This is a genomic window from Calidithermus chliarophilus DSM 9957, assembly GCF_000430045.1.
In the GTDB taxonomy this organism is placed as follows: Bacteria; Deinococcota; Deinococci; order Deinococcales; family Thermaceae; genus Calidithermus; species Calidithermus chliarophilus.
Genome location: NZ_KE387023.1, coordinates 280817 through 302218, shown reverse-complemented (window position 1 = coordinate 302218; position 21402 = coordinate 280817). Strand labels below are relative to the sequence as shown.

The window sequence follows — 21402 nt, the reverse complement described above, 5'->3', positions numbered from 1 at the left end:
CTGCGCGGTGGACTCCCCCTCGGGGGCCCGGGACAGCTCCTGCGGCGTCAGGCGCGGCACCTCTTCGCTTCCCAAGGGCAGCCAGGTCAGGGCTTACAGGTCGGGACCAAGAAGTTGACGGTCTTTCCCGCTCCTTGCCCTAGATGGAAGCTCCAAAGCCACGGGTGCGATAAGCCCGATCTTGTGCACCTCCAGGGCCTTGCTCAGGGGTTGCTTGACCCGACCGGCCCCTCTGGGATGATTAAAACTCAATCCAGGACGAGGTATCTACATAAAATGCGGGTCACTAGCGGGACTCCTGCAGCGCGCGCAAGGTTTCCTGGGTGAGATCGAGCTCCACCTACCCGGCGTGGACCCGGATGGCACGGCGGCGCTGTTGGCGCACCAGCTCCTGCAAGGCTCGTTCGATGGCCTCGCGTTTGGTGTGCACCCCTAGAACCCGGCGGGCCTCTTCCAGCAGGGCTTCGTCGGTCTCGACGGTGATGCGGGGCACGGTGCTCCGAGCACACACCTGCCCGCGTGTATTTAAATGTGCTTCCAAGAAGTGAAAATGCCACCTAGCCATCCAGAACGCGTGTTCGTGTGCTATTGCAGCCCTTTGGCGTGGAAATTACCCCCAGGATGGGGGGTCATGTTGGCGAAGCACCACAGCTGTGGCCCGGCTCCTGGGGGTGGAGCGGTATTACCTCCTGGCCTTAAGGGGGCGCGGAAGTTGACACTATCCTCCTTTTAGGATATTCTCCAACAACCAATAGGCCGCACATTAGTTGCGCCCAGGATTGGGGGTTTCATGTTGAGCAAGCGCGGTTGGTTGTTGCTGGCGAGTGCAGGGCTGGTTCTGACCCTAGCTTCGTGCTCATCGGAGGTTGTGCCAACGAAAAGAAAGGCTCCTAAGGACTACCCCTTCACCCCTCCGGCTTACACGGGCCTGCCGGCAAAGCGCCCCACTACTAAGGTGCTCACCGATTTTGCCCAGAAGACCATAAAGGACTTCTCGATAGACGGCAAGCTCACTATTGACACCCGCGCCGTGCCGCCGCTCCGCAAGCAGGGTGAATTGGGGACGATGAGCGTGGACGAGGTAGATCAGGTTGAGCCGGGCACGGTGATCGTCAGCCCGCCTACCGACAAGGCCCCTTACGGGGTGCTGCGCAAGGTGGACTCGATAACGGAAAATCCCGACGGAACCGCCACCGTAGAGACCTCCCCGGCCACGCTGGCCGAGGCCATCGCAGGCTCTGACTTGAAGCCGGAGGACATACAGCAGACCAGCTACACCGTGCCGGTGAACGTCTCGGTTTTGGCCGTTCCCAAGGCGGGTGCACCGCAAAACCTGACTCTGCCGGATTACCTCACGCCCGAATTAGCCCAACAACTCGCTCCGCAGTGGGATTTCTTTCCCGTCGATGGGGGGCGCTGCGAGACCCCACCCCCTGCGGCGATGCCTCTAGGAATCGTCAACCGCAGCGCGTGCATTCAGCTAAAGCTTTGGATGACCGTGAATGTGGACATCGGCTGGTGGTTCATCTTCCCCTACCTCAAGGGTTTCGGTGCGTGGGCCAATGGCTGGGCAAGAGTGGAGACCTCCATCGCCTACAACGTGCAGGCCCCCGGTCTCAGCCAGACCGTGAATCTCCCCGGTGTTAGCCAGACTTTCCTCGACACTACTGGTGGGGTAGGAGTGTTCTGGATCGGCCCTATCCCAGTGGTTGTCACCCCTAAAGTGATCCTCCAGGGTGGGCTCAGTGGCACTTTGAGCATCCAAGGGAACGCGGGCGTGGCGGTGAGCAGCAGCATACCCAACGTCTCTTTCAACCTTGGAACCGAGCAGAGCCCGGTGCAGTACGGCTTCTACTGTGGGAATACCGTTGCCAACGGTTACTGGGGGTGCAAGCCGGTGAACAACGTCGCCGAGAAGGTAGAGGCGCTGCGACAGCAGTTCACCGCCTGGAACCCCTACTCCAATCCTTTGGCCTTGTCGGGAACGGCCAGCATTACCACCACTCTCAGGTACAGGGCTAACCTGAGCGTACAGGCCGGGGTTTATCTCTACGGTACGGTGGGGCTAGCGGCGGCCCTCGAGCCCTATGCCGGACCAAAGATCACTGCTGGAGTCGAATATAACATTCAAGACCCCAACCAGCCCGTGACCCGCTTGCGGGCGGGAATCTACGGCGGGCTGGATGGCAGAGTGATGGCAGGAGTCAACATCCTGGGGGTTAGCCTGAGCGGAGACGTCATTCCCCAGGGCGCAATTGTCCCCGAAACCCCCCTGCTGCCCGAGTTTTCCAGGTGCTGGCGCGGAGTTGGGCTCACCCCTTGTCCCTAAGGAGGTGTTGTGAGAGCTGCGACCTTGATATTGCTGACCCTTAGCCTAAGCGCGTGCAGCTTGGTGTACCCGGCTTACCCCATCGAGGCCGAGGTGGTGGGCGGCACTTACTCCCGCTCCATTTTGGAGAGTGACGGCTACTGGGTGGTCACCAAACCCTTCGACAGCTACAGCTTCTATTTCACCCTGCGCAAGACCGACACCGCTGATCCTGCTCTGGACAACCAGTGGTTCTGGCTCACCGCTGAGTCCTCGGGGTATGACGTCAGCCTCAACCAGCGGCAGGCGCGGTTCGGCGAGCTGCTGGTGCTCAACGTCAGGAACAAGCCGGGCCAGCCACCCCCTCCCGCAGGTCAGCGGGGCGTGGTGGTCTTGGTGAGTCTCACGGAAAGGGGGAAAGGAAAAACGCGGTCCATACGGTTTGTGGTGAACGACCTCAGCGCGAGGAGGTAGGGTCGGCATGTTTAGGAGGAGAACGGTGAAAGCAGTGGGTTTGGCGGTGTTGGCGGGCTTGGCCTTGTTGGTGGCCGGTTGTGGCACGCAAAAGGCCACGGACTCGGTGGGCAAACGGGTGATGACGGCCTCGGATTCCCTCGACTATTTCAACGTCAAAGACGTTGGAGAGGTAAAACCACTTCCTAAGGGCAAGCTTTACCTGACGGCACAGGACATCCGCGCCAGGGGCGATCTCAGCACCCAGTCGCTCCAAGTCCTCTCGACCAACCCGAACGAGGGATATATCGAGGTCGGAGACTGGTACATACCGAGCGGTGTGTACCAAGGTTTGCAGGAGACCACCCCGTACAACGTGAGCGTGGAGGCGATGAACGTGCTCGAGGGGTCGGAGCTCCAGTTCCTGTTCAACGCCACCCCCGACGAGATGCGATCGGAGCTGGAAAAGGTCGGGTTGAGCGTGCGCGACGTGCGTGAGCTATCGGTGGACGGCGAGTTGAGCATTGACGACTTGAGAACGCTCGCGAGTATGGCCGACCAAAGAAGCGCGCCTGCAAGGCTAGCTGTGATGAGCGGCCGTAGCTTCCGCACCATTCTCGAGAGCCGGATCGCTGCGCGTCAGGGGAGGGATGTACGATGAGCTGGAAAATCCTTTACCCGCTGTTGTGCGGTTTGGTCTTGGCCTCGAGCCTGAGCCTGGTTTTGGCAAAACCCTCCCCCGGCCGCTCGACAAGCGACCCCTTTACCGTGCAGGGAGCTTCTCGCGCGTCGGATCCCAAAGCGGACTGCGTGGCCCAGATGGGCAGGGGATCAGCCACCGCTCGCAACACCGCCACCACCTCCAGCAACCGCCCCGTCGCCAACCTGTACTACCCCAGGTATCTCGCGGCCAAGGCGGTGCTGGTTTTCACAACCTTCGCAGGCGGTAGGCAACTCGTGGCTCAGTCGGACTATAAAGAGAGCCACAGCGGGAACATGGGTGCGCTCACTGCCGACACAACGTACACCTACAACTGCGCGGACTTTGCCAACCTTTACTCCGGTATTCTCGGATACGGCTTCCACAAAGCCCTTCCTGCGAACGACGACCCGACCCCCAACGGAGGCCGCACCGTCGTCTACTCGGATAACAACGGCGGTCAATACTCCTGGCAACCCTGGTAAGCAGGCATGGGCTGAGGCAGGGAATTTCCGCCTTGGCCCGTCGCTTTGACTGGGCTAAAGCACGCAGGGAGAACCGTGCGGGAAGCTCTACTGCTGTTAATAGCTGTCGCTGTCCTGGCCTCTGTGGGCCTTAAGTTTTTCGCCGTTGCCCCCCTTTCCGCTCAGCGGGCCGGGTGTTTTTCGGCGAACGAAGCCGGTTTCACTAACGGCGTGGCGCTCAGTCCTGCAGGGGACCGCTCCAGCCTCGACCTACGCCTCGCACTGGCTAAAGCTCCGGTGCCGACAATGAATTTTGACGCTTTCGTGTTCGTGAACGGTCGCTTGCAGCACATCGAGTCCAACATCGCTGTGGCCTGCGACCGGCCCGCGACGCGCTCGGTGCCCTTACGCATCAGCCTCCGGGATTCGGTGTCGGTGGTGTTCACCCGGCACATCGCGGACAAAACCGGTTCGGCCAGTGAGCTGGTGCGTAAAGGGGATTTGTCCCGGCTTGAGCCAAGGCTTCTTTCCGACGTGGTCACGGTCGCTAACGGGGAGGGACTCGGCAAGTGGGCCAGCCCCGCCGACAGCACACCCGCACACCCTGACAGGCCCACCCTCAGCCACATCTCGGCGGTAGGAGCAGCGATCAACACCTTCGGGGGGATCATCCGCACCAGCACCGAGAGGCAACCGGTCGAGGTGTTGATCTACAACGACACCGCCAGGGCCACGACGTACCATCTCGTCTGCTTATATAACGACACACAGCTCGCCTTCGTGGGCGGTCAGTCTCTCATCACACTGCGGCTGCCAGCAAACCAATACGCAACCGTCAGGGCAATGCTCGAGGTGCCCGCCGAGGGTGAACTGGGCCTAGTCCACTGCTACTCGCTCTACTCCTACGGAGCTTCCGCCAAGCAGCCGGTAGAAGTGACCCCGATCTGGCCCGCCTTCACCCTTCGTGGGGCGATACGGTGAATAGCACCAGCCTGCTTAGGCCGTTTATGGAGGTTAAGCTCACCATAGCGGCTCCGCTGCCCCTGGCCTTGTCCGCTAGTCTTGGTGGCCTGGGCTACCTCAGCGTCACCGGGCCACTGCCTGCTTGGATTTCGCCGTTGGCCCTCCTGGCCGTCTTCGCCTTGGCCCACCGACAGGCCTCATGGCAGAACCGGGGCCTGGTTATGGCGAGCTACCTTTTCAGCATCAATCTGCTCGTTACCCGCTCCCTATTCGGCCTGTACAGCATAGAACCAGCGGCCATCGCCACGTTATACGCGCTGGTCATTCTATATATAACGGCGCTTTCCGCCGTTGCCACCGCCACCTTCCCCAGTACGCTCACCCCGTCGCGTATCCTGCTGTTTGCATCCTCGATGAGCTTATTCGATCGAGTGTGCTCCGACCCCGACCTGCTGCACAACCGCGCGGTTCCGTTCTCACATGGTTACTACCTCTTCTCTCCCGCGTTGTCTGGGCTTTACGCGCAACTAGGGATGTACGGGGCGAGCTTTGTAATCTATGCCGCCCTGCTGCTGGGCCTGTGGGCCTTTTACTACCACCGGGCTACCGGCGTGGCGGTGTTCGCCATCGGGGTAGCCCTCGCCATAGTGCTGAGCAACGCGTTACCGCAGCCGCGGCTTGAGGGCTACCTCGAGGTCAACTTGGTGCAGCCAGGCATCGTTGGGGACGGCGAGCATTTTGTCACACGCAGCGAGGACTACTTGCGCCGCGAACTCTCCCCGCAACTCAGGGGTGGGGCGCTAAATGTGTTGCCTGAGAGCAGCCTGTTCAACTATGACTTCGACACCGACCACCTAGGGCTGCTCGCCCACGACAACTTGCTTATTGGGGGCACCATCCGCAGCCAGTCCTTAGTTTACAACTCCGTCGTTCTGTTACAAAAAGGGCGGGTTACCGCCCGCTATAACAAGATCTTCCTGGTACCGATAGAGGAGGACGCCCGGCTTCAGGCGGGCAATGAGCGGCAAACCAACACCCTCCGCTTCGGTGATGTGATTCTGGGCGTGGGTATTTGCTACGAGTCTTCCTTTGAGCGGATCGGCCTGAAAGCCGTCCATAATGGAGCGCAAGCCCTGCTGTTTCTTTCCAACACCCAAAGCCCTCCAGCCACCGCTCTACAGCTCAGGAGTGTGCAGGTACGTTCGGCGGAGACCGGGAGGGTCGCGCTGTTTGTCGGGATGGCGGGGAACACCTCGATGACAGATGCCAAAGGCAAAGTAGTGTGGCGAATGCCCTGGGCTAGCTCCGAACGCCGGGCAATATCCGTCCCGCTCTACTCCGGCCTCACCAACGCGGCGCACTTTTCAGCCCAATTGAGCTACATTTTGGTGGCAGTCACATGCGCTACTTTGGTGAGCCTTCTGTGGAAAGGGCTGCACAGAAAAGCCGAGAGGGATCATCAAGGCAGGCGCGACTTTCTTTAAAACTCAAAACTTGCATTGCCCGAATATCCCGCATAAACGCGCACTACCTGCTCCTCCTAAGGCACGGAGTTCCTGCAAGAGCCTGCGCAAAGAAGTTCGGGGAAGAGGAGCCGAACCGCAGACCGCACCGCAATAGCACGCCATACTGCTCCCATTCTAGTGAGGCAGGGATGCTCGTTTCATACGATCCTCACGCCAGACTCCTCCGGTAGGTCAGCGCCTCCGCCAGGTGGGCTTCCTGGATGTGTTCTGAGCTCGAGAGGTCGGCGATGGTCCTAGCCACCCGGAGGATGCGGTCGTAGGAGCGGGCGGTGAGCGCAAGCCGCCTGGCTGCCGCGTGGAGCAGGGCTTCCGCCGGGGCCGAGAGGGCGACGTGCTGGCGCAGGGCCCGGCCCAGCAGTTCGCTGTTGAGCCGGCCCTGCCGGCAGCGCATCCGCTCGCGGGCCTCGAGCACCCGCGCCCGCACCTGCGCGGTGGACTCCCCCTCGGGGGCCCGGGACAGCTCCTGCGGCGTCAGGCGCGGCACTTCTACCACCAGATCGAAGCGGTCGAGCAGCGGGCCGGAGATGCGGCCGGCGTAGCGCTGGCGCTGGGCGGGGGTGCAGGCGCAGTTGCGCTCGGGGTCGCCGAACCAGCCGCAGGGGCAGGCGTGTGCAGGGCAATCGGGGTATTCAAGGTAACTTGATCTACACTTTTCACCGACGGAAGCCAGGGCCGGTGGGCAAAGAGGAGATTCGGGCGGCCTTGCTCGAGGAGCACCGTCGGACAGGGGCCAGCCCCCGCAGTCTGGCCCGGAAGTACGGGGTGAGCAGCGGAACGGCCCGGCGGTGGGTATTCGGCCAGCGTGTTCGTCCGAAGCGGGAGCCCGATCCCCGCTATCCCTATCCCCTCCCCGATGCGCTATGGCAGCGATTGGAGCCGCTGTTTGAACCCACAGCCAGGGGAGCCCCACCCCGCTACGCCAAGCGCTCCCTCGTGGAGGCCATCTTCCTGGTGCTGCGGGAGGGGCGGCCCTGGGGGGATACCCCTCCGGGTTACCCACCGGGGAAGACGGTCTACTGGCACTACCGGAACTGGGTCAGCCGGGGGGTGTGGGCCGAGGTGGAGACACTCCTTTCGGAAGACGAGCTAGATTCCAGCCTGCAAGCCTGCTAGCCTGGGTATGTACGAGGAGCCTGCCGATGGAACTGCTCGAGGCCAGGCGCGCACGGCGCTATACCCCGATCGAGGTTGCCGAGCTGCTGGGAGAGCCGGTGGAGAGGCTTTCCCTGCACCTGGCAAGGCGGTGGCCGCAAGCCGACCCGCAGGTTGTCACGGGAGCCCAGCTGGAAGCCTGGAAGGGGCTGCGGTGGTTCCTGTACACCTGCTTCAGCCTGGCCGAGCTGGCCGAGCTAAGCCGGGGTGGATACCGCCCGCCAGAGGTCTACGAGGCCGCCTACGCCAAAGCAATGCTGGCCAGCCTGCGCAACGAAGCCCTGGAGGTGCTCGACTTCGGCCTGCCGCAGACCTTCAGCCTGCTGGAGAGCCTGGAGGAGCGCCTTAGTGGACGCTTGCAAACGGCAGCCCAGCAGCTGATTGAAACAAGAGACCGTCTGCGGGAGTGCCACCGCTTTCTACGGGGCGGATCGGCGCAGTTAGACAAGGCAGCCAGGTGGCTGGGAGAGCTGGCCGTCTTCTTTGAAAGCAACCGGGGGGAGTGGCCAGCTCAGATGAGCGAGGACATCACCCGCTGCGTCCAGAGGGTACTTTTAAGGCTGTTCTACCTAAGGGTACAGCTAGAGACGTCGGAGGAGGAACTCGAGGCGATGGGCTGGCGCACGGACTGGACGGAAGCCGACACCCGCGAGGAACTGATCAAATCCCTGCCGGAGCTGGGAGCCTTGGTGGGTGGGCTGCGACGGGAGTTGGTGCGGCGCTGCCAGGCCACCCTTTGACGCCGGTGGCCGAGCCTCGGCGGTTCCGCGCTCTCCCATACCAGCCCCAGCACGCCTCAAGCCGGGGCACGAGCTTGAGGCTCAAGGCCTCGTGAACCTTAGAGAAATGGGGATGTAGGGGGTTATAATCCCCGTGGTTTTTCAAACCGGAAAGCGACTCGCAGGCATGCCACCGATCCTGGTGAAGGGCAGCTGGGGTCGCCAAAGGCGATACCGGCTTTGCCGGTAACCTGGGTGATGCCGGTACTCAGGTGGCATGCTCAATTCATTTCGTTCAGCGAAACCACGCCTCAAACTGGATTCCTTAGCAACAATGAGGTGCTCTGCATTGAAGATACAGGGTACCATTGCCCCGTTCCCACACCACCACTTTTTTGTAGAGCGAGGGGTCATCTTCGCGGCTGCACTCGTGATTGGAGAGAGTGCAAATCTCCTAAGGCCCCTGAGTAGCCTTAGGTACAATAATCGCGTCATGAAAACAGCCAAAAGTAGGAGGAAACATTGACCAGGTGGCGGCCAAACTCTGATGCCAACTGCCATCTAATATCCCGGAGGGCAAGCTTATGAGCGAAATAGATGCGCTGCTAGAAAGCAAACGCAAATTGATCAGCCTCTTGAATCAAGCCCTGCAGGCCCTCGAGTCCGGAGGCATGCCTCCGGAACAGCTCGAGGACGCCCTAGCAGAATTTCGCCAGGGGTTCGCAGAAGTCCGTGACCAGGCCATCCGGCGCGTGGCCGAGCTCCAGCTCTCCGCCGAGATACCCCAGGGCATGGAGGGCCTGGCGGCCCTACTGGAGCGCATCGCCGCCGAGGCCGCCAGCGCCCAGGCCCACCAGATCGCCCAGCGTGTCCTGGGGCTGGCCCACGCGAACCGGCACGACTTTCCCCCACTGGCAAAGGCGCGTGAGGCGGCCGAGGAGCTCCTGCAGAACCCCCACAGCCCCGTTCGCGCCTGGCTGGCGGCGCTCATCGGCCTGGTCACGGAGCCGGACGCGGACGACGACACGGTTGGTACTCGGTTCCGGCAGGTGGAGGCAGTTGACTTAACCCTGGCCCTGGCCGCGGTAAGGCGCGAACTGGTCGAGGGATCTCTGGCAGCGAGGGAGAAACCCGAGTCAGGGCAGGCGGGCCCGGGCAGTGGGCAACATCCCGATGCGGGCGTCGAAGAAGCCGCGGAAGCTGTCTCGGGCTATGAACCCCTCGAGGAGGCACCCAGTGATTTCCGGGAGCCTGTTCCGGCACCGGAAGGAGAGCGGGAGCCCAGGCCTCGAACAGAAGACCGTGAGATTCGGGTTGCCACAGCGGATACCGTCGTGCGCCTGCTGGCGCACGGGCAGGGCGGCCTGGCGTACCTGATTGCCCGGGCGGCCGAGGCCGAATTCGGCCCGGGTGAGCTGCCCAGCGACCTGGTGGCCGCGGCGGTGCTGGGCACCGAGTTGCTCTCCGCCTACGGCCCGCTGGCGCAGGAACTGCGCAGGCGGCTGGCGGCTTTGGGGGACCTCCAGCTTGATCACAGCCCCTGGGGCCGCGCCCGCTCCCTGCTGCTGCTGGGCGCCACCGCGCGGGCCGCCCTCATCGACCCCCACAGCGGGGCGGGGGGGCTGCTCAGCCGCTTCCACCTGGGTCACGGCCTGCGCGAGCTGGCCGAGGCGTTGACCTCCTACGGGGAGCGGCTGCAGGGGGTAGAGGCCGGCACCCTGGCCGGGCTGCAGGGGGAGGTGCATTGGAGGGAGGAACTCGCGGGAGTGCTCGAGGCGGCGCAGGACTTCTGGAAGAAGGCGTCCAGCCGCAGCACGCCCTACGCTCCCGCAACCCAAATCTGGCAGCACTGGCTGCACAGGGACCAGATGGTCGAGCGCATCCTGCGCCCCGTGCTGAGCAACGACGTGGAGGCCCTGCCGGAGCTGGAGCGGGCCCTGGAGAAGCTGAGCCAGGAGGCCATCCACCTGCAGATCGACCGCGACCACGAGACGCTGCACTCGAAGAAGGCCAAGCGCATCGAGGCCTCGGCACGGGAGGTTCTGCTCCGGCTCGCGGGGGAGGCCCTGGAACTGGCGCGCAACTGGGCCAGGCTGCAGCGGCAGCGGCCCCAGCGCCTGGGCTATCTGCACGAGCAGATTGCTCAGCTGCACCGGAAGCTGCAGGAGGCCTTCCGCCAGCTTAAGGAGGTCCCGCCCTTCGAGCTGCCCGGCGGCACCGCACTGTGGGATTGGCTGCGGGGGGGACTGTTGCAGACCCTGGCACTCTTCGATGCTCCTCCAGGTGCGGGCGAGCGCGCACCCGCCCAGATCCTCCACGCCCCACTGCTGCGTCTGGACGGCGTCGAGCTCGACGAACGCTGGGAGCCGCACGGGGGGTTCGCAGGCCTGCTGCCCCGCCTGCGTGAGCTCGCCGGGCAGGAGCCGGACTGGGAGCGCCTGTTCGAGCACTGCCTGGACCAGCATGACTTGCAACGAGCCGAAAGGATCATCGACATCCTGCCTGTACAGCTGGGCGAGGCCCTGCGCACACGTCTGGAGGAGCAGGTAAGGCTCCACCACGGCCACCTCGTCGAGCAACTGCGCGCGGCGCGCAACCACCTCGAACTCGCCCTGATGACCGGCCTGCTCAACGCCGACGAGCGTGCCGGGCTGGACGCGAAGTTGGCCTCGGTGGAGGCGGACTTCCTCCCGCCCACACGGCTCGAGGGGCGCGACCTGCGCTTCTACCTGGCCCACGCCCGGCTGGCGGAGGTCACCGGCTTCCTTGACCGGCGGCGGGTGGAGCGGGTCAAGGAAGCCCTGGGGCGCCTGGAGCGGGAGGTGGCCACCGATCACCCGGCCTACGGCCGCATCCGGAAGGTGCTGGAAGACAGCGGCGACGTCCTCACGGCCAACGAGTACCTCGAGCGCGTGCGCCGCGGCGAAGATCTCCCGGAGCAGGCCGAACAGCGCGATGTGTTCAGGCAGTTCCTGGCCAGCTTCAAGGGCATCTACGAGTACCTCAACGAGCACAGGGAGCGCTCTGTGGTCAACGCGGTGCGGCAGCGGGCGGCCATCGGCGCCCTGGACCTGCGCCAGGTACCCGGCCGCCACGCTGAGCAGGCCGCCCGGATGCTGGAGGCCTGGTTCGAGCTCAAGAGCGGTCTCCGCCGCTTCGACCGTGAACGGCTGCGGACGGTGCTGGAGGGGCTGGGCTTCACGGTGATCGAGCTTGCCGAGGAAACCAGGCGCCTCGATCGCAGCTGGGTCCACCTGACCTGCCACACCGTGCGCGACCGCGAGGACTGCCCCATCCCCTTCTTTGGATCGCTCGCCGGGGGGCGCTACCGGATCTTGCTCGCCTGGGGCACGCCCAGCGAGGACGGCCTGCTGAGCGAGGTCAACGAGAGCAGCCATCAGGAGCCGGTGCTGGTGTTCTACTTTGGCCAGTTCACCGAGAAGCGCCGGCGCGACCTGGCGCGGCTGTCGCGCACCCAGACCCAGAGGCGCCGCCGCAGCTTCCTGGTGCTCGACGACGTGCTCATGGTCTTCCTGTGCGGCGAGCGCGGCCGCCGGCTGCCGGCCCTCTTCCACTGCACCCTGCCCTACACTGTGGCCGAGCCGTACGTCACCACCGCCGGCAAACTGCCCCCCGAGATGTTCTACGGCCGTCACCACGAGCGCCAGGCGATCCTGCGACCCAAGGGGCCCAACTTCCTGTACGGGGGCCGACAGCTGGGCAAGACCGCGCTGCTGCGCAGCATCGAGGACGAGGAGCACCGGCCCGCGCTCGGGCGTCTGGTGCGCTACATCGACTTGGCCAACGCCGACACCGACCGGGTGTGGGAGCTTTTGCACCAGGAGCTGGTCGGCCTGGGTGTGGTGAAGGACGGGCGGCGGGGTATCAAGCCGGAGCGGTTGCTAGGTGAGTTGCGCAAGTGGCTGCAGGAGGACGCTTCTCGCAGCCTGCTGCTCCTCCTGGACGAGGCCGACGCCTTCCTGGAGTACGACAACAAATCTCAGTACGCGGCGGTGACGCGACTCAAGCAGCTCATGGAAGAAACCGACCAGCGCTTCCGCTTCGTCCTGGCCGGGCTCCACAACGTGGTGCGCACGGCCCGGGACCCCAATCACCCCCTGGGCCACTTCGGCGACCCCATCCGCATCGGCCCGATGATCGAGGGGAGTGAGTGGCAGGAGGCGCGCGAACTGATCGAGCGCCCCCTGCGGGCGCTGGGCTACCGGCTGCAGGAGCACCAGGTCTTCCGCATCCTGGGGCTGACCAACTACTACCCCTCGCTGCTGCAGCTTTTCGGCCAGCACCTGCTCAAGAAACTGCTGGAGCGGGCCAATTCCTTCCGCGAGGGGCCGCCCTACGAGGTGCCCGACCCGGTCGTGGACGAGACCTACCAGAGCCCTGAGCTGCAAGACGCCGTTCGCCGCCGCTTCAGCCTCACCCTCAACCTCGACCCCCGCTACGAGCTGGTGGCCAACCTCATCGCCTTCAACCTGCTCGAGGGCAAGAGCAGCCTGGTGGAGGGCCTGGACGCGCAGTTCCTCTTCGACGAGGCTCGCGGCTACTGGTCCGAGGGCTTTCGCCAGACCTCGCTGGAGAGCTTCGTCAACCTCCTCGAGGAGATGCAGGACCTGGGGGTGCTGCGGCGGGTCAACGGGCGGCGCTTCACCCTGCGCAGCCAGAACCTGCTCTACCTCATGGGCACCCAGGACGAGATCATGGCCCGTCTGGTGGAAGAGCGGATGCCGCGGCAGCCTTTCGAACCCTCCGAGTACCGGGGGTGGCTGGAGACGGAGACGGGGGCCTTCCCCTCCCCGCTCACCGCGCTGCAGGAGCAGGCCATCGAGCGCGCCGAGGGGCCGGTGGTGGTGGTGGGTTCGCGGGCGCTGGGCCTCGAGCTGCTCGAACAGGCGCTGCGGCGGCCGGCGGGGTGGCAGGTGCACACTTCCAGGGTGACCTCGCCCACTGAATTCGCCCAGGAGCTCGATCGTGTCGCTCAGTCCCGGTCCGAAGGCACCACCGTGCTCTACGTGCCGCCGGGGCTGCCCTGGGGGGAGCCGTGGCTCGAGCGGGCCCGCGAGCGCCTGAGGGCAATGCGCTCGAAGGAGCGCTTGCTGCGGGTGGTGTTCGCCGCGGACCCCCGCACGGCCTGGCAGCTGGAGGAACACTGGCCTGCGCTGATGGAGCGGGACCTCGTGCTCCTCGGCCTCCAGGCGCTGCGGGACACCACGGTGAACGCCTGGCTGGAGAAGATCGGTGCCGCCCTCAGCAAGCGGGAGCGGGAGGAGCTGCAGCGGGTCACGGGCAACAGCCTGCTGCTGCTCCTGCGCTATCAGCAACTCGCCGTCGGCGACCCGCGGGCCGGGCTGGAGGCCCTGGACGCCTGGATCAGGGACAACCCGAGCGCCGTGCGCGAGGCACTGGGGCTGGGCACCGAGCCGGGCGACCTGATCGACCAAATCTGCCAGCTGGGGCCGGTTACCCGAGAAGACCTCGAGGCGCTCTTCGAGGGGCTGCCCGGCGAGCGGGTGCTGCGCTGGGGGGAGCGTCTGGGTCTGCTGGAGCACTCTGGCGACGCCTGGGAGGCCGTCGATTTCCTGCACAGGGTGCCGGCTTGAAGTTGGACTTCTGGACGCTCCCCGGGCCCTCTTCCTTTCTCGCGCGGGTGGCCAGCTCGCTGGGTGAGGGCCTCAACGTGGTGCTGCAGATCCCTCGAAACTTCCCACAGCTCCGGGACCTGCGGCAGCGGCTCAAGGAGCAGTCCGTCGGGGATTTCACCGCGCTCACCCCCGAGCCGGGAGCCGACCCGCTGGAGACGCTGTACCGTGAATTCACCCACCAGCGCCCGCCCCCTGGCAGCGACCCCCTGGGCCGGCTGGTACGCTGCCCGGACTTCGAGGGCCGCACGCTGTGGGTGGAGGTGGCCGGGGACGGCTGGGCTCCGTGGAGTGACTTCATCCAGCGATACTGCCGGGCCAGCAAGGATCTCTCCTTCGCCCAGCGCACCTCCCTGGTGCTGGTGGCCCCAGGGGTCAGCGAGCTGGCCCTCAAGCCCGAGGTCAACCTGCAACCCTACCGCTGGGAGGGCCAGGTGCACGAGCACGACCTGTTCTTCTACGGCCTGGCCCAGGCCCAGACCCGGTCGGACCCGCCGCTGGTGCGCGAGCTGGTGGCGGCAGTGGCCTCCGAGGTGGCCACCTACGACCCCCGGGTCGTCGACATCCTGGTCTTCGAGAGTCTGGACACGCTGGCGGACCCGCAGTCCTTCCTGGCTGCGCGGGCGGGGGAGTTCGGGTGGGACCCGGCGGCGGAGGCCACCTGGGCGCTGGGCAGCCAGGATGGCGGGCGGGTCCACCCCGTGGTTCTGGCCCTCCAGGCTCCCCGGGAGATCCGCCGCCGCGTGTGGCGGGGGCAGCTCAGGGCTCTCTTCCCCCGCCTCGAGCAGGCCCGAATCCGCCTCGCCGAGCAGAACCGCCACCACCTCCAGCTGCCCTTCGAGACCCCCTACGGCCCCATCAAGGATTGGCACGAGCTCGAGCTGGGCCACCTGGCGCACAAGCTGAGGGGCCGAGACAACCATGCCCATCGGGAGGCCGAGCTGCTGCGGGTCGCTCGCAACGAGCTGGCCCACCTGCGCCCCCTGGGGGCGTCCACCCTGCAGCAGGTCCTCCCGCTGCTGCAGCCCTAGAGCCTGCTCACCACCCTACCCAAATCAGCGGATACGGTCATGTTCAGGGCATGAACCGCCGTCTATACCCCTCCGACGTTTGCAACCGACCATGGTTGCTGCCCCACCTTGCCTTTAGCCCCTCTGGACACTCCCCAGCGTATGTATGACCTGCCCGGGGTCTTCAACGCCCTGCATTAGAAACAGAAGCCGCCTAGAGATACTTCCTTCAGCGCTCACACGCCACTCCATCCCTATCTCGATCCAGCCCTGGTCGGTACCCCGGCTGGCCCCGGTAGATTGGAGCAGCTCCGGCGGCCCGGGCCTCGGAGCAGTTGGCGTAGTACACGTCCGACGTCGGGCTCGAGGGCCGCGGCGTCCCGGCGCTGGGCGGGTTCTTGGGGTTGGCCCGATACTCCCACGGCGGTGTGAAGCTCCCCTGCCAGATGCCGCGCTTGCCGGCCCTGGCCTGGTTCTGGCTCGCCAGGTAAACCTGCCCCCCGTACTGCACGTACGCCAGCGCCCAGCCCTGCTCCACCAGCCAGCGGTTGATCTCGGTGTCCCCCACGCGGCACACCGCGACCATCCGCCCGTAGCGGTCGGTGTCCTTCCGGGTGCAACTCACCGTGCGAGCCCCCAGGAAATCCGCCAGGGCAAAGGCCGCCCGGCGGCCACAAGGCCAGACCCGACCCGCCGCGTCCAGGCAGGTCTGGCTGGACTCCACCGCGTCCACGCCCCACAGCCGGACGCGCATACCCTGGATCTCCAGGGTATCCCCGTCCACCACGCTGGCTCGTCCTACCACCGTGTTCTGGGCTAAGGCCAGGCTCAGGGCAGTTAAGAAGCAGGTCAAAAGTCGCAACATGCCATTAGCATGTCACTAAAATGGTTGTGTTCTCGTTTGCCCCAACCGGGGCGACCCCGTGCCGGGCTGCCCGGCGGCATTCGAGTCCGTCTCACGGTCTAAGGGCGAACCCGCCCGCGCTTGTAACCCAGGCTCATTAGCCTGTCCTGACTATGAACAACCTCCCCGACGACGTTCACGACTTAAAGCAGGAGATCGAGACCTATCTGGTGCGCGTGCGCGACGCCAAAACCCTGGTACCGTCCGACGGCTCCGCGACCCTCGAGGCCGGGGTCAGGCGGCTCCAACGCCTTCTGGAGGAGGTCGCCGACTACAACCCGGACCTCAGCGATCCCCTCGACTCCCTCCGGCAGGTCTTCACCAACCTCAGGGCCCGGCTGGACCCGCTGCTCCCCTCGGGCCCCGTGCAGCGCGTGCGGGTCGCGGCCACCCCCCCGCCCCCGCTGCCCCGCCCGGAGGCCACGATCCGCAAGTCCGAGCACGGCTGGTGGCTGGAGCGCGCCGGCGAGCGTGCCTCGTATCGGGACCTTCACACCCTCGCTCGTGCTGTAGGCACGGCACCCACACTCACCGACGACCTCGACCTCTGGCGTGCCAGCCTCCGCGGCAACGCCTTCGCCGCCTCCTTGGCACGTCCCTTCTCTGGCTGCCGTATCTCGCTGACCCTGTCCGATGAGCGCTGAACCTCTCACCGAGCCTCCCCCGCCCACTGCCCGCGCCGTCCGCGAGCGCGACGCCTGCCTTCCCCCTGGCCGCCGGGGGCGGTGATCCACCGGAGACCCTTATGCAGCAGTGGCGATACCTGATCTACGACGAGCGGGCACGAGCCTTCCTCGACGCGGCCTCCGGCCAACGCCTGCCCGCCGAGGGGGCGTTCCCTGACGGCACCGTGGTGCTGTGGGACGGCGCCGCGGCGACGGCCTTCCCCGTGTGGCTGGCCCCCACCGACGCGCTCCCCCCGGGTCTGCCGGACACCTGGTGCGCGGCGGTGGCGCGGGCGCGGACCGAGGGGGAGCTGCGGCGCGCGGTGGCTGCCCTCACCCCGGTCCAGGCCGAGGAGGTGCTGCGCACCCTCCCGGACGAGCTCATCCACGCCTGGACCGGCGAACCGTGGCCGCGGCCCCTGGCCGAGGCGCTGTACCGGATGAGCCTCGACCGCTACTGCCAGCGGCTGCGGGCGCGGGGCGTCGAGTTGCGCCCGGTACCCGCAGCCTCGGACGAGCCGCTGAGCCTCGACAAGGCCGAGGTGATCAACCCACGGCCACAGCTCAGACCCGGCCAGCTCGTCCCCCTCGAAGCGCTCGGCCTCGACGAGCGCCTGGCCCGGGCGCTGGTTGCCGGGGGAGCCAGGGAGGGCCTGTTCACCCACCAGGCGCTGGCGCTGGAGTTCCTGCGCGCCGCCCGCCGCGAGCCGTTCGACCTCGTGCTCACCACCCCCACCGCCTCGGGCAAGACCCTGGCCTTCGCCCCGGGCATCCTTGAAGACCTCCTGCAGCGGGGGGATACCGCGCTGTTCATCTACCCGTTGCGCGCGCTCACCACCGACCAGCACGACAAGCTGGCGCGGATGTGCGAGGGCCTGCCGCTCAGGGTGCGCTCCTTCTTCGGCAGCACCAGCATCGAGGAGCTCCTCGAGGGCGGGGTCCCCCACGCCGTGGTGGCCACCCCCGACAAGCTCAACTACTACCTCGACCGCCCGGAGCTGGCCGGGTTCTTCGGCCACGTCCGCTACATCGTCCTCGACGAGGCCCACGCCTACCGCGGCTACGTCGGCATCAACATGGCCCTGTTCCTGCGCCGGCTCATGGCGCTGACGCGCAGCGACGTGCGGCTGGTGGTTTCGACGGCCACCCTCGACAACACCGCCGACTTCGTGCGCCGCCTGACCGGGCGCCGCCGCTTCCGCGTGGTGGGCGCGTCGGGGGCGCCGGTCCATGCGCGTTTCTACTACCGCGGGGTCGCGAAGAACGTGCCCAGCCTCATCCACGTCGTCCAGCACGAGGGGCGCAAGGGGATCGCCTTCGTGGACAGCCGGGCCGAGACCAGGCGCCTGGCGGAGATCCACCGCCGCCAGCGCGGCACCCGGGTATACCCGCTCTTCAGCGGCTACCGCGACTACAACGACGTCCTCTCCCAGCTGCGCCGGGGCAATGAGCCGATGTTCGTCTTCTCCACCACCACGCTGGAGGCGGGCATCGACATCGGCGACCTCCAGCACGTCGCCATCCTGGGATTCCCCAGCAGCCGCAACAGCTTCAAGCAGATGGCCGGCCGGGCCGGGCGCTCGGGGCCGGCGCATGTGGTCTTCGTCCCGCGCACCGACCGCGACGACGCGGCAGCCGACAAGTACTACTCCCGCCTAGAGAACCTGCAGCGGCTCGTGGAGGCCCAGGCCGACCCGGTCTACATCAACCCCGCCAACCCGGTTTTGCTGCGGCAGCACCTGCGGCGCATGCGCTGGGAGGCGCACCGCCTGGGGATGGGAGGTGGTGAGGAGCTGCTCGAGCGCCTCCTGAGCCCGGCTGCCGTGCCCGAGGCGGTGCGGGAGCGGCTCAGGCAGGAGCTGGCCCCGCTGCTCGCCGAGCCGCTGGCGAAGGCCGATGCGCCGCCGCTGCGGTCGATGCCGGGCCGGACGTACCTGGTGATCCGGCTGGGAGAGGGGGCGCCGGCCCGGGGGATCGGCGAGCTGACGCTGGACGCGGAGACGACCCCGGATTGGGTGCTGGGGGAGCTGCGGCAGGAGGCGGCCCACCGGGAGTGGGCGCTGGCCCTGGTGTCGCTGCACCAGGGCCGCTACTACCGCACCATCGACTGGACGCAGGCGCGCGTCCGCCGGAACCTGTACAGCGAGGAGGCCGTGTTGGTGTGGGCCGAGGACGTCACCGACCGCCTGATGGACCCCGAGGAGTACAACCGGGCGTACTACGGGGCCGAGCCGCTGGCCCGGCCCGACCCGAGGCAGGTGAAGCACTACCACAGCCCGTGGCTCGTCGTCGACCCGCGGCTCGAGGTGGTGGAGGCCCGCGCCGAGCTCGGCGCGGTGGTCGCGGAGGCGGGACGGGGGCGGGTACGGGTGGGCCTGGAGCTGGCCGTCAAGCGCTTCACCAAGACCGCGCGCTTCCGCTGCCCGTCCCTGCGAAGCGCCCGGGGGGTCAAAGGGGCCGACGGTGCTGGGGAGTGGGTGGTGGAGGACCGCGACGGGCGGAAGGTGGCGCTGGACCCGTCGGAGAGGTGGGAGCTGCTCAGGAGCGGCAGCGTGGTGGTGCCGGAGCCCGCGCGGGAGGGGGAGGAGCCGCTGCGGGGCCGGGGGTACGCCCTGCAGGGCTGGTCCGGACGCCGGGCTACGGTGAGCGTCCACGCCTTCAGCCTGGTGCTCCCCGGCACCTGCTCGTGCGGGGAGGAGACCGAGCCGCACTACGGCTGGAAAACGGAGTTCGAGAAGGCCCCGGGCGCCTGGGAGGACCACCCGGTGTTCTCGCCCCTCGCGCGCGAGTACGAGACGGACCTCGGCCAGCTGCGCCTGAGCGACGGCTCGCTGGCGGCGTACTGGGCCCTGAGCAACGCGCTGGCCAAGGCAATCCCCAACGTGCTCGAGGCCGACCTCTCTGATATCGGCTTCCACTTGAAGGCCCCGCAGCACGAGCTGGTGTTCACCGCTTACGACACCGTGGAGGGCGGCATCGGCGTCGCCACCCAGCTACCGGCCAGGCTGCCGGAGGTCCTGGCGGAGGCCCGGCGACTGCTGGAGCTGAGCCTGCGCTGCGAGTGCCAGGGCCAGGGGTGCTACGGCTGCATCCTGCCGTTCCGCGAGCTCAGGCTCCCCGAGGACGTCCCCGCGGTCAGGGAAGCGGCCAAGGCGCCCCCGGCCGAGCAGGCGCGGCTGTTGCTGGAGGAGACCCACCGGTACGAGCCCGAGCCCAGCGCCGCGGCCGCGGCCCACCTGCTGCGCAACCTGCTCGAGCCCCCCTCCCGCCCGGCCCCCGGCGCCGCGCTGCCCAGGCTCCCCGAGTACCCCGTCTTCCGCCGGCTGGTCGTCGCCCTCGACGGGCTGCTGCTCGACAGCTCCGCCCTCCCCGAGGCGCAGCGGTTGGGCGGCGACCCCGGCCCGCTGGTCGAAGCCCTGCGCCCGTTCCCCCGCGTCACGGAGGTCCTGGAGGAGCTCCTGGGCGGCCGGGTCGAGGTGGTGCTGGCCAGCAACCGCCCGATGGGCTACGTCGAGGCCGCCGTCGAGCGGCACTTCCCCGCGCGGGTGGCCGCGAAGCTCCTGGGCAGCGCGGTGGCCTCGGCCGGTAAACCCGGCACGGGCCGGCTGCAGCCGCTGGTCGAGGACCTGGACCCGCGGGAGGTGCTGCTGGTGGGGGACCGGCTGGAGGATGTGCTGGCCGGACGCCGGCTGGGGGTCGTCTCCGCCCTGGCGACCTGGGGCGCGGCGGACCCCGCCCACGCCCTCAACGCAGGCCCGGACCTCATCCTCCCCGCCCCGGAAGACCTCCTGTGTGCGCTGGGCGACTACCGGGCCTACCTCCACCCGCTGGAGCAGGAGGGCGCCCCGGCCACAGCGGCCGCGGCCCCGCTGCGCCTGGCCCGGGCCGGGCGGGTGTGGAGCGTCCTCGGGCGCTACCTCCCCAAGCAGCCCGGGGGCCGGCGGGTCAACGACCTCCTCAACAACGCGCGCCACCAGATCCTCGACTTCAAGCGCTCCGGCAAGCGCGTCCGCGCGGTCGCGGACTACCTGGCGCGGCACTACCCGGGCCTGCCGGTGACCTACGTGCCCCCGCGCCGGCCCGGCCTGGGCGGGCTGGACGCCCTGGCCGAGGAACTCGAGGGCCGCGGGCACCCCGTGCTGCGGGCGCTACAGTGGCAGCGGGTGCCCCCCCTCCGCCAGTACGACGCCGGCGGGGAGGCGGAGCGGCGTGCCAACGTGGCCGGGGCCTTGCGGGTGGCTGACCCCGCCGCCGTGCGCGGGCTGCGGCTGCTGCTGCTCGACGACCTCATCAGCAGCGGTCAGACCCTCCTCGAGGCCGACCGCGCCCTGGTCGAGGCGGGGGCCAGGCCCGAGGCGCTGGCGCTGGCCTACAGCCTGTGGGAGCGTGACCGGGCGGCCCCGGAGGAGGAGCGGGCGTGAGGCTCGACCGCCTGGCCTACCTCGTCGGCTGGGACCCCAAGGGCTGGCCCCACCACGACCCGCTGCAAGGGGTGCCCTACTTCCTGCAGCAGGCCCTGCTCGCGCTCGCCGAGGCGGAGGGGCTGCAGCCGGAGTGGGCCGAGGGCGAGCTGCGCACCGCGCGGGCCCCGGATTACGCGGACGCGCTGGGGCTGTGGCCCGCCGGGGCCTACGGGCGCTTTCCCCTGCTCGACCCGATGGCGCCGGAGCGCCAGGGCGCCTTCGGCCGGCTGCTGCTGCCCTTCTTCGAGCGGGCGCTGCCCGAGCCCGAGCCGCTCGAGGCCCCCAAGCCCGGCCCCGAGCACTGGCGCGTGGGCGGCATGCCGGTCAAGGTCAACGCCACCGAGGTCCTGCAGGCCTCGCCGCGCTGGGCCCTGGCCCAGGCGCACCGGCAGGGGCTCACCGTGCGCCGCGACGGCCCGGC

Annotated in this window: 14 protein-coding genes and 2 pseudogenes; 13 read left to right on the top strand and 3 right to left on the bottom strand. The window is 67.3% G+C overall.

Annotated features, from left to right (window positions below):
• Window positions 1–340: 340 nt before the first annotated feature.
• Window positions 341–493, bottom strand: a complete 153-nt coding sequence (locus MEICH_RS27680) for a type II toxin-antitoxin system VapB family antitoxin (RefSeq protein WP_084542129.1) — start codon at window positions 491–493, stop codon at window positions 341–343.
• A 297-nt stretch (window positions 494–790) separates the two neighbouring features.
• Here MEICH_RS27680 and MEICH_RS0101580 point away from each other — a divergent pair, with 297 nt between their 5' ends.
• The 6 genes from MEICH_RS0101580 to MEICH_RS0101555 all read left to right on the top strand — a co-directional run bounded on the left by MEICH_RS0101580 (window position 791) and on the right by MEICH_RS0101555 (window position 6372).
• Window positions 791–2329, top strand: a complete 1539-nt coding sequence (locus tag MEICH_RS0101580) for a hypothetical protein (protein ID WP_157202560.1) — start codon at window positions 791–793, stop codon at window positions 2327–2329.
• Between the two features lie 9 nt (window positions 2330–2338).
• On the top strand, window positions 2339–2782 hold the full coding sequence (locus MEICH_RS0101575; RefSeq protein ID WP_027891170.1) for a hypothetical protein: 444 nt from the start codon (window positions 2339–2341) through the stop codon (window positions 2780–2782).
• Window positions 2783–2807: 25 nt separating this feature from the next.
• Window positions 2808–3422, top strand: a complete 615-nt coding sequence (locus MEICH_RS0101570; protein WP_157202559.1) for a hypothetical protein — start codon at window positions 2808–2810, stop codon at window positions 3420–3422.
• A complete protein-coding gene (locus MEICH_RS0101565; protein WP_157202558.1) occupies window positions 3419–3946 on the top strand; it encodes a hypothetical protein in 528 nt (175 codons plus the stop codon). The genes MEICH_RS0101570 and MEICH_RS0101565 overlap by 4 nt, the downstream gene beginning before the upstream one ends.
• A gap of 123 nt (window positions 3947–4069) precedes the next feature.
• Window positions 4070–4906: a hypothetical protein gene (locus MEICH_RS0101560; RefSeq protein WP_157202557.1), complete on the top strand. Its 837-nt coding sequence runs from the start codon at window positions 4070–4072 to the stop codon at window positions 4904–4906.
• Window positions 4907–4932: 26 nt separating this feature from the next.
• Window positions 4933–6372: a nitrilase-related carbon-nitrogen hydrolase gene (locus tag MEICH_RS0101555; RefSeq protein ID WP_027891166.1), complete on the top strand. Its 1440-nt coding sequence runs from the start codon at window positions 4933–4935 to the stop codon at window positions 6370–6372.
• 190 nt (window positions 6373–6562) lie between these two features.
• Here the strand turns inward: MEICH_RS0101555 and MEICH_RS30555 are convergent.
• Window positions 6563–7018, bottom strand: a pseudogene (locus tag MEICH_RS30555) (magnesium chelatase subunit ChlI family protein); the annotation flags it as partial.
• Between the two features lie 5 nt (window positions 7019–7023).
• Here MEICH_RS30555 and MEICH_RS30620 point away from each other — a divergent pair.
• The 4 genes from MEICH_RS30620 (at window position 7024) to MEICH_RS0101520 (ending at window position 14970) form a co-directional block, all read left to right on the top strand.
• Window positions 7024–7527 (top strand): transposase, encoded by a 504-nt coding sequence (locus MEICH_RS30620; RefSeq protein ID WP_084542319.1) that lies wholly within the window; start codon window positions 7024–7026, stop codon window positions 7525–7527.
• A 26-nt stretch (window positions 7528–7553) separates the two neighbouring features.
• The gene (locus MEICH_RS0101540) at window positions 7554–8306 is read left to right on the top strand and encodes a hypothetical protein (protein WP_027891163.1); all 753 of its coding nucleotides are present in this window, start codon (window positions 7554–7556) and stop codon (window positions 8304–8306) included.
• A gap of 650 nt (window positions 8307–8956) precedes the next feature.
• Window positions 8957–13900 (top strand): hypothetical protein, encoded by a 4944-nt coding sequence (locus MEICH_RS0101525; RefSeq protein ID WP_157202556.1) that lies wholly within the window; start codon window positions 8957–8959, stop codon window positions 13898–13900.
• Window positions 13897–14970 (top strand): hypothetical protein, encoded by a 1074-nt coding sequence (locus MEICH_RS0101520; RefSeq protein WP_027891160.1) that lies wholly within the window; start codon window positions 13897–13899, stop codon window positions 14968–14970. Before MEICH_RS0101525 ends, MEICH_RS0101520 begins: the two co-directional genes overlap by 4 nt.
• Before the next feature lie 208 nt (window positions 14971–15178).
• Here the strand turns inward: MEICH_RS0101520 and MEICH_RS0101515 are convergent, their stop codons facing one another.
• Window positions 15179–15814, bottom strand: a complete 636-nt coding sequence (locus tag MEICH_RS0101515; RefSeq protein ID WP_027891159.1) for an excalibur calcium-binding domain-containing protein — start codon at window positions 15812–15814, stop codon at window positions 15179–15181.
• 152 nt (window positions 15815–15966) lie between these two features.
• Here MEICH_RS0101515 and MEICH_RS0101510 point away from each other — a divergent pair, with 152 nt between their 5' ends.
• The 3 genes and pseudogenes from MEICH_RS0101510 to MEICH_RS29955 form a co-directional block, all read left to right on the top strand.
• Window positions 15967–16497 carry a hypothetical protein gene (locus tag MEICH_RS0101510; protein ID WP_027891158.1) on the top strand — a complete coding sequence of 177 codons (531 nt, stop codon included), beginning with the start codon at window positions 15967–15969 and terminating at the stop codon, window positions 16495–16497.
• A 101-nt stretch (window positions 16498–16598) separates the two neighbouring features.
• The gene (locus MEICH_RS0101505) at window positions 16599–20939 is read left to right on the top strand and encodes a DEAD/DEAH box helicase (protein ID WP_245587599.1); all 4341 of its coding nucleotides are present in this window, start codon (window positions 16599–16601) and stop codon (window positions 20937–20939) included.
• Window positions 20936–21402 (top strand): annotated as a pseudogene (locus MEICH_RS29955) (DEAD/DEAH box helicase); the annotation flags it as partial. The gene MEICH_RS0101505 and the pseudogene MEICH_RS29955, both read left to right, overlap by 4 nt.

Bases quoted from the DNA above. Each gene is read 5' to 3' on its own strand.
- MEICH_RS0101515 (WP_027891159.1), bottom strand. From the start codon at position 15,814: ATGTTGCGACTTTTGACCTGCTTCTTAACTGCCCTGAGCCTGGCCTTA.
- MEICH_RS0101565 (WP_157202558.1), top strand. From the start codon at position 3,419: ATGAGCTGGAAAATCCTTTACCCGCTGTTGTGCGGTTTGGTCTTGGCC.
- MEICH_RS0101540 (WP_027891163.1), top strand. From the start codon at position 7,554: ATGGAACTGCTCGAGGCCAGGCGCGCACGGCGCTATACCCCGATCGAG.
- MEICH_RS0101580 (WP_157202560.1), top strand. From the start codon at position 791: ATGTTGAGCAAGCGCGGTTGGTTGTTGCTGGCGAGTGCAGGGCTGGTT.
- MEICH_RS0101555 (WP_027891166.1), top strand. From the start codon at position 4,933: ATGGAGGTTAAGCTCACCATAGCGGCTCCGCTGCCCCTGGCCTTGTCC.
- MEICH_RS0101525 (WP_157202556.1), top strand. From the start codon at position 8,957: ATGCCTCCGGAACAGCTCGAGGACGCCCTAGCAGAATTTCGCCAGGGG.
- MEICH_RS0101505 (WP_245587599.1), top strand. From the start codon at position 16,599: ATGCAGCAGTGGCGATACCTGATCTACGACGAGCGGGCACGAGCCTTC.
- MEICH_RS0101510 (WP_027891158.1), top strand. From the start codon at position 15,967: ATGAACAACCTCCCCGACGACGTTCACGACTTAAAGCAGGAGATCGAG.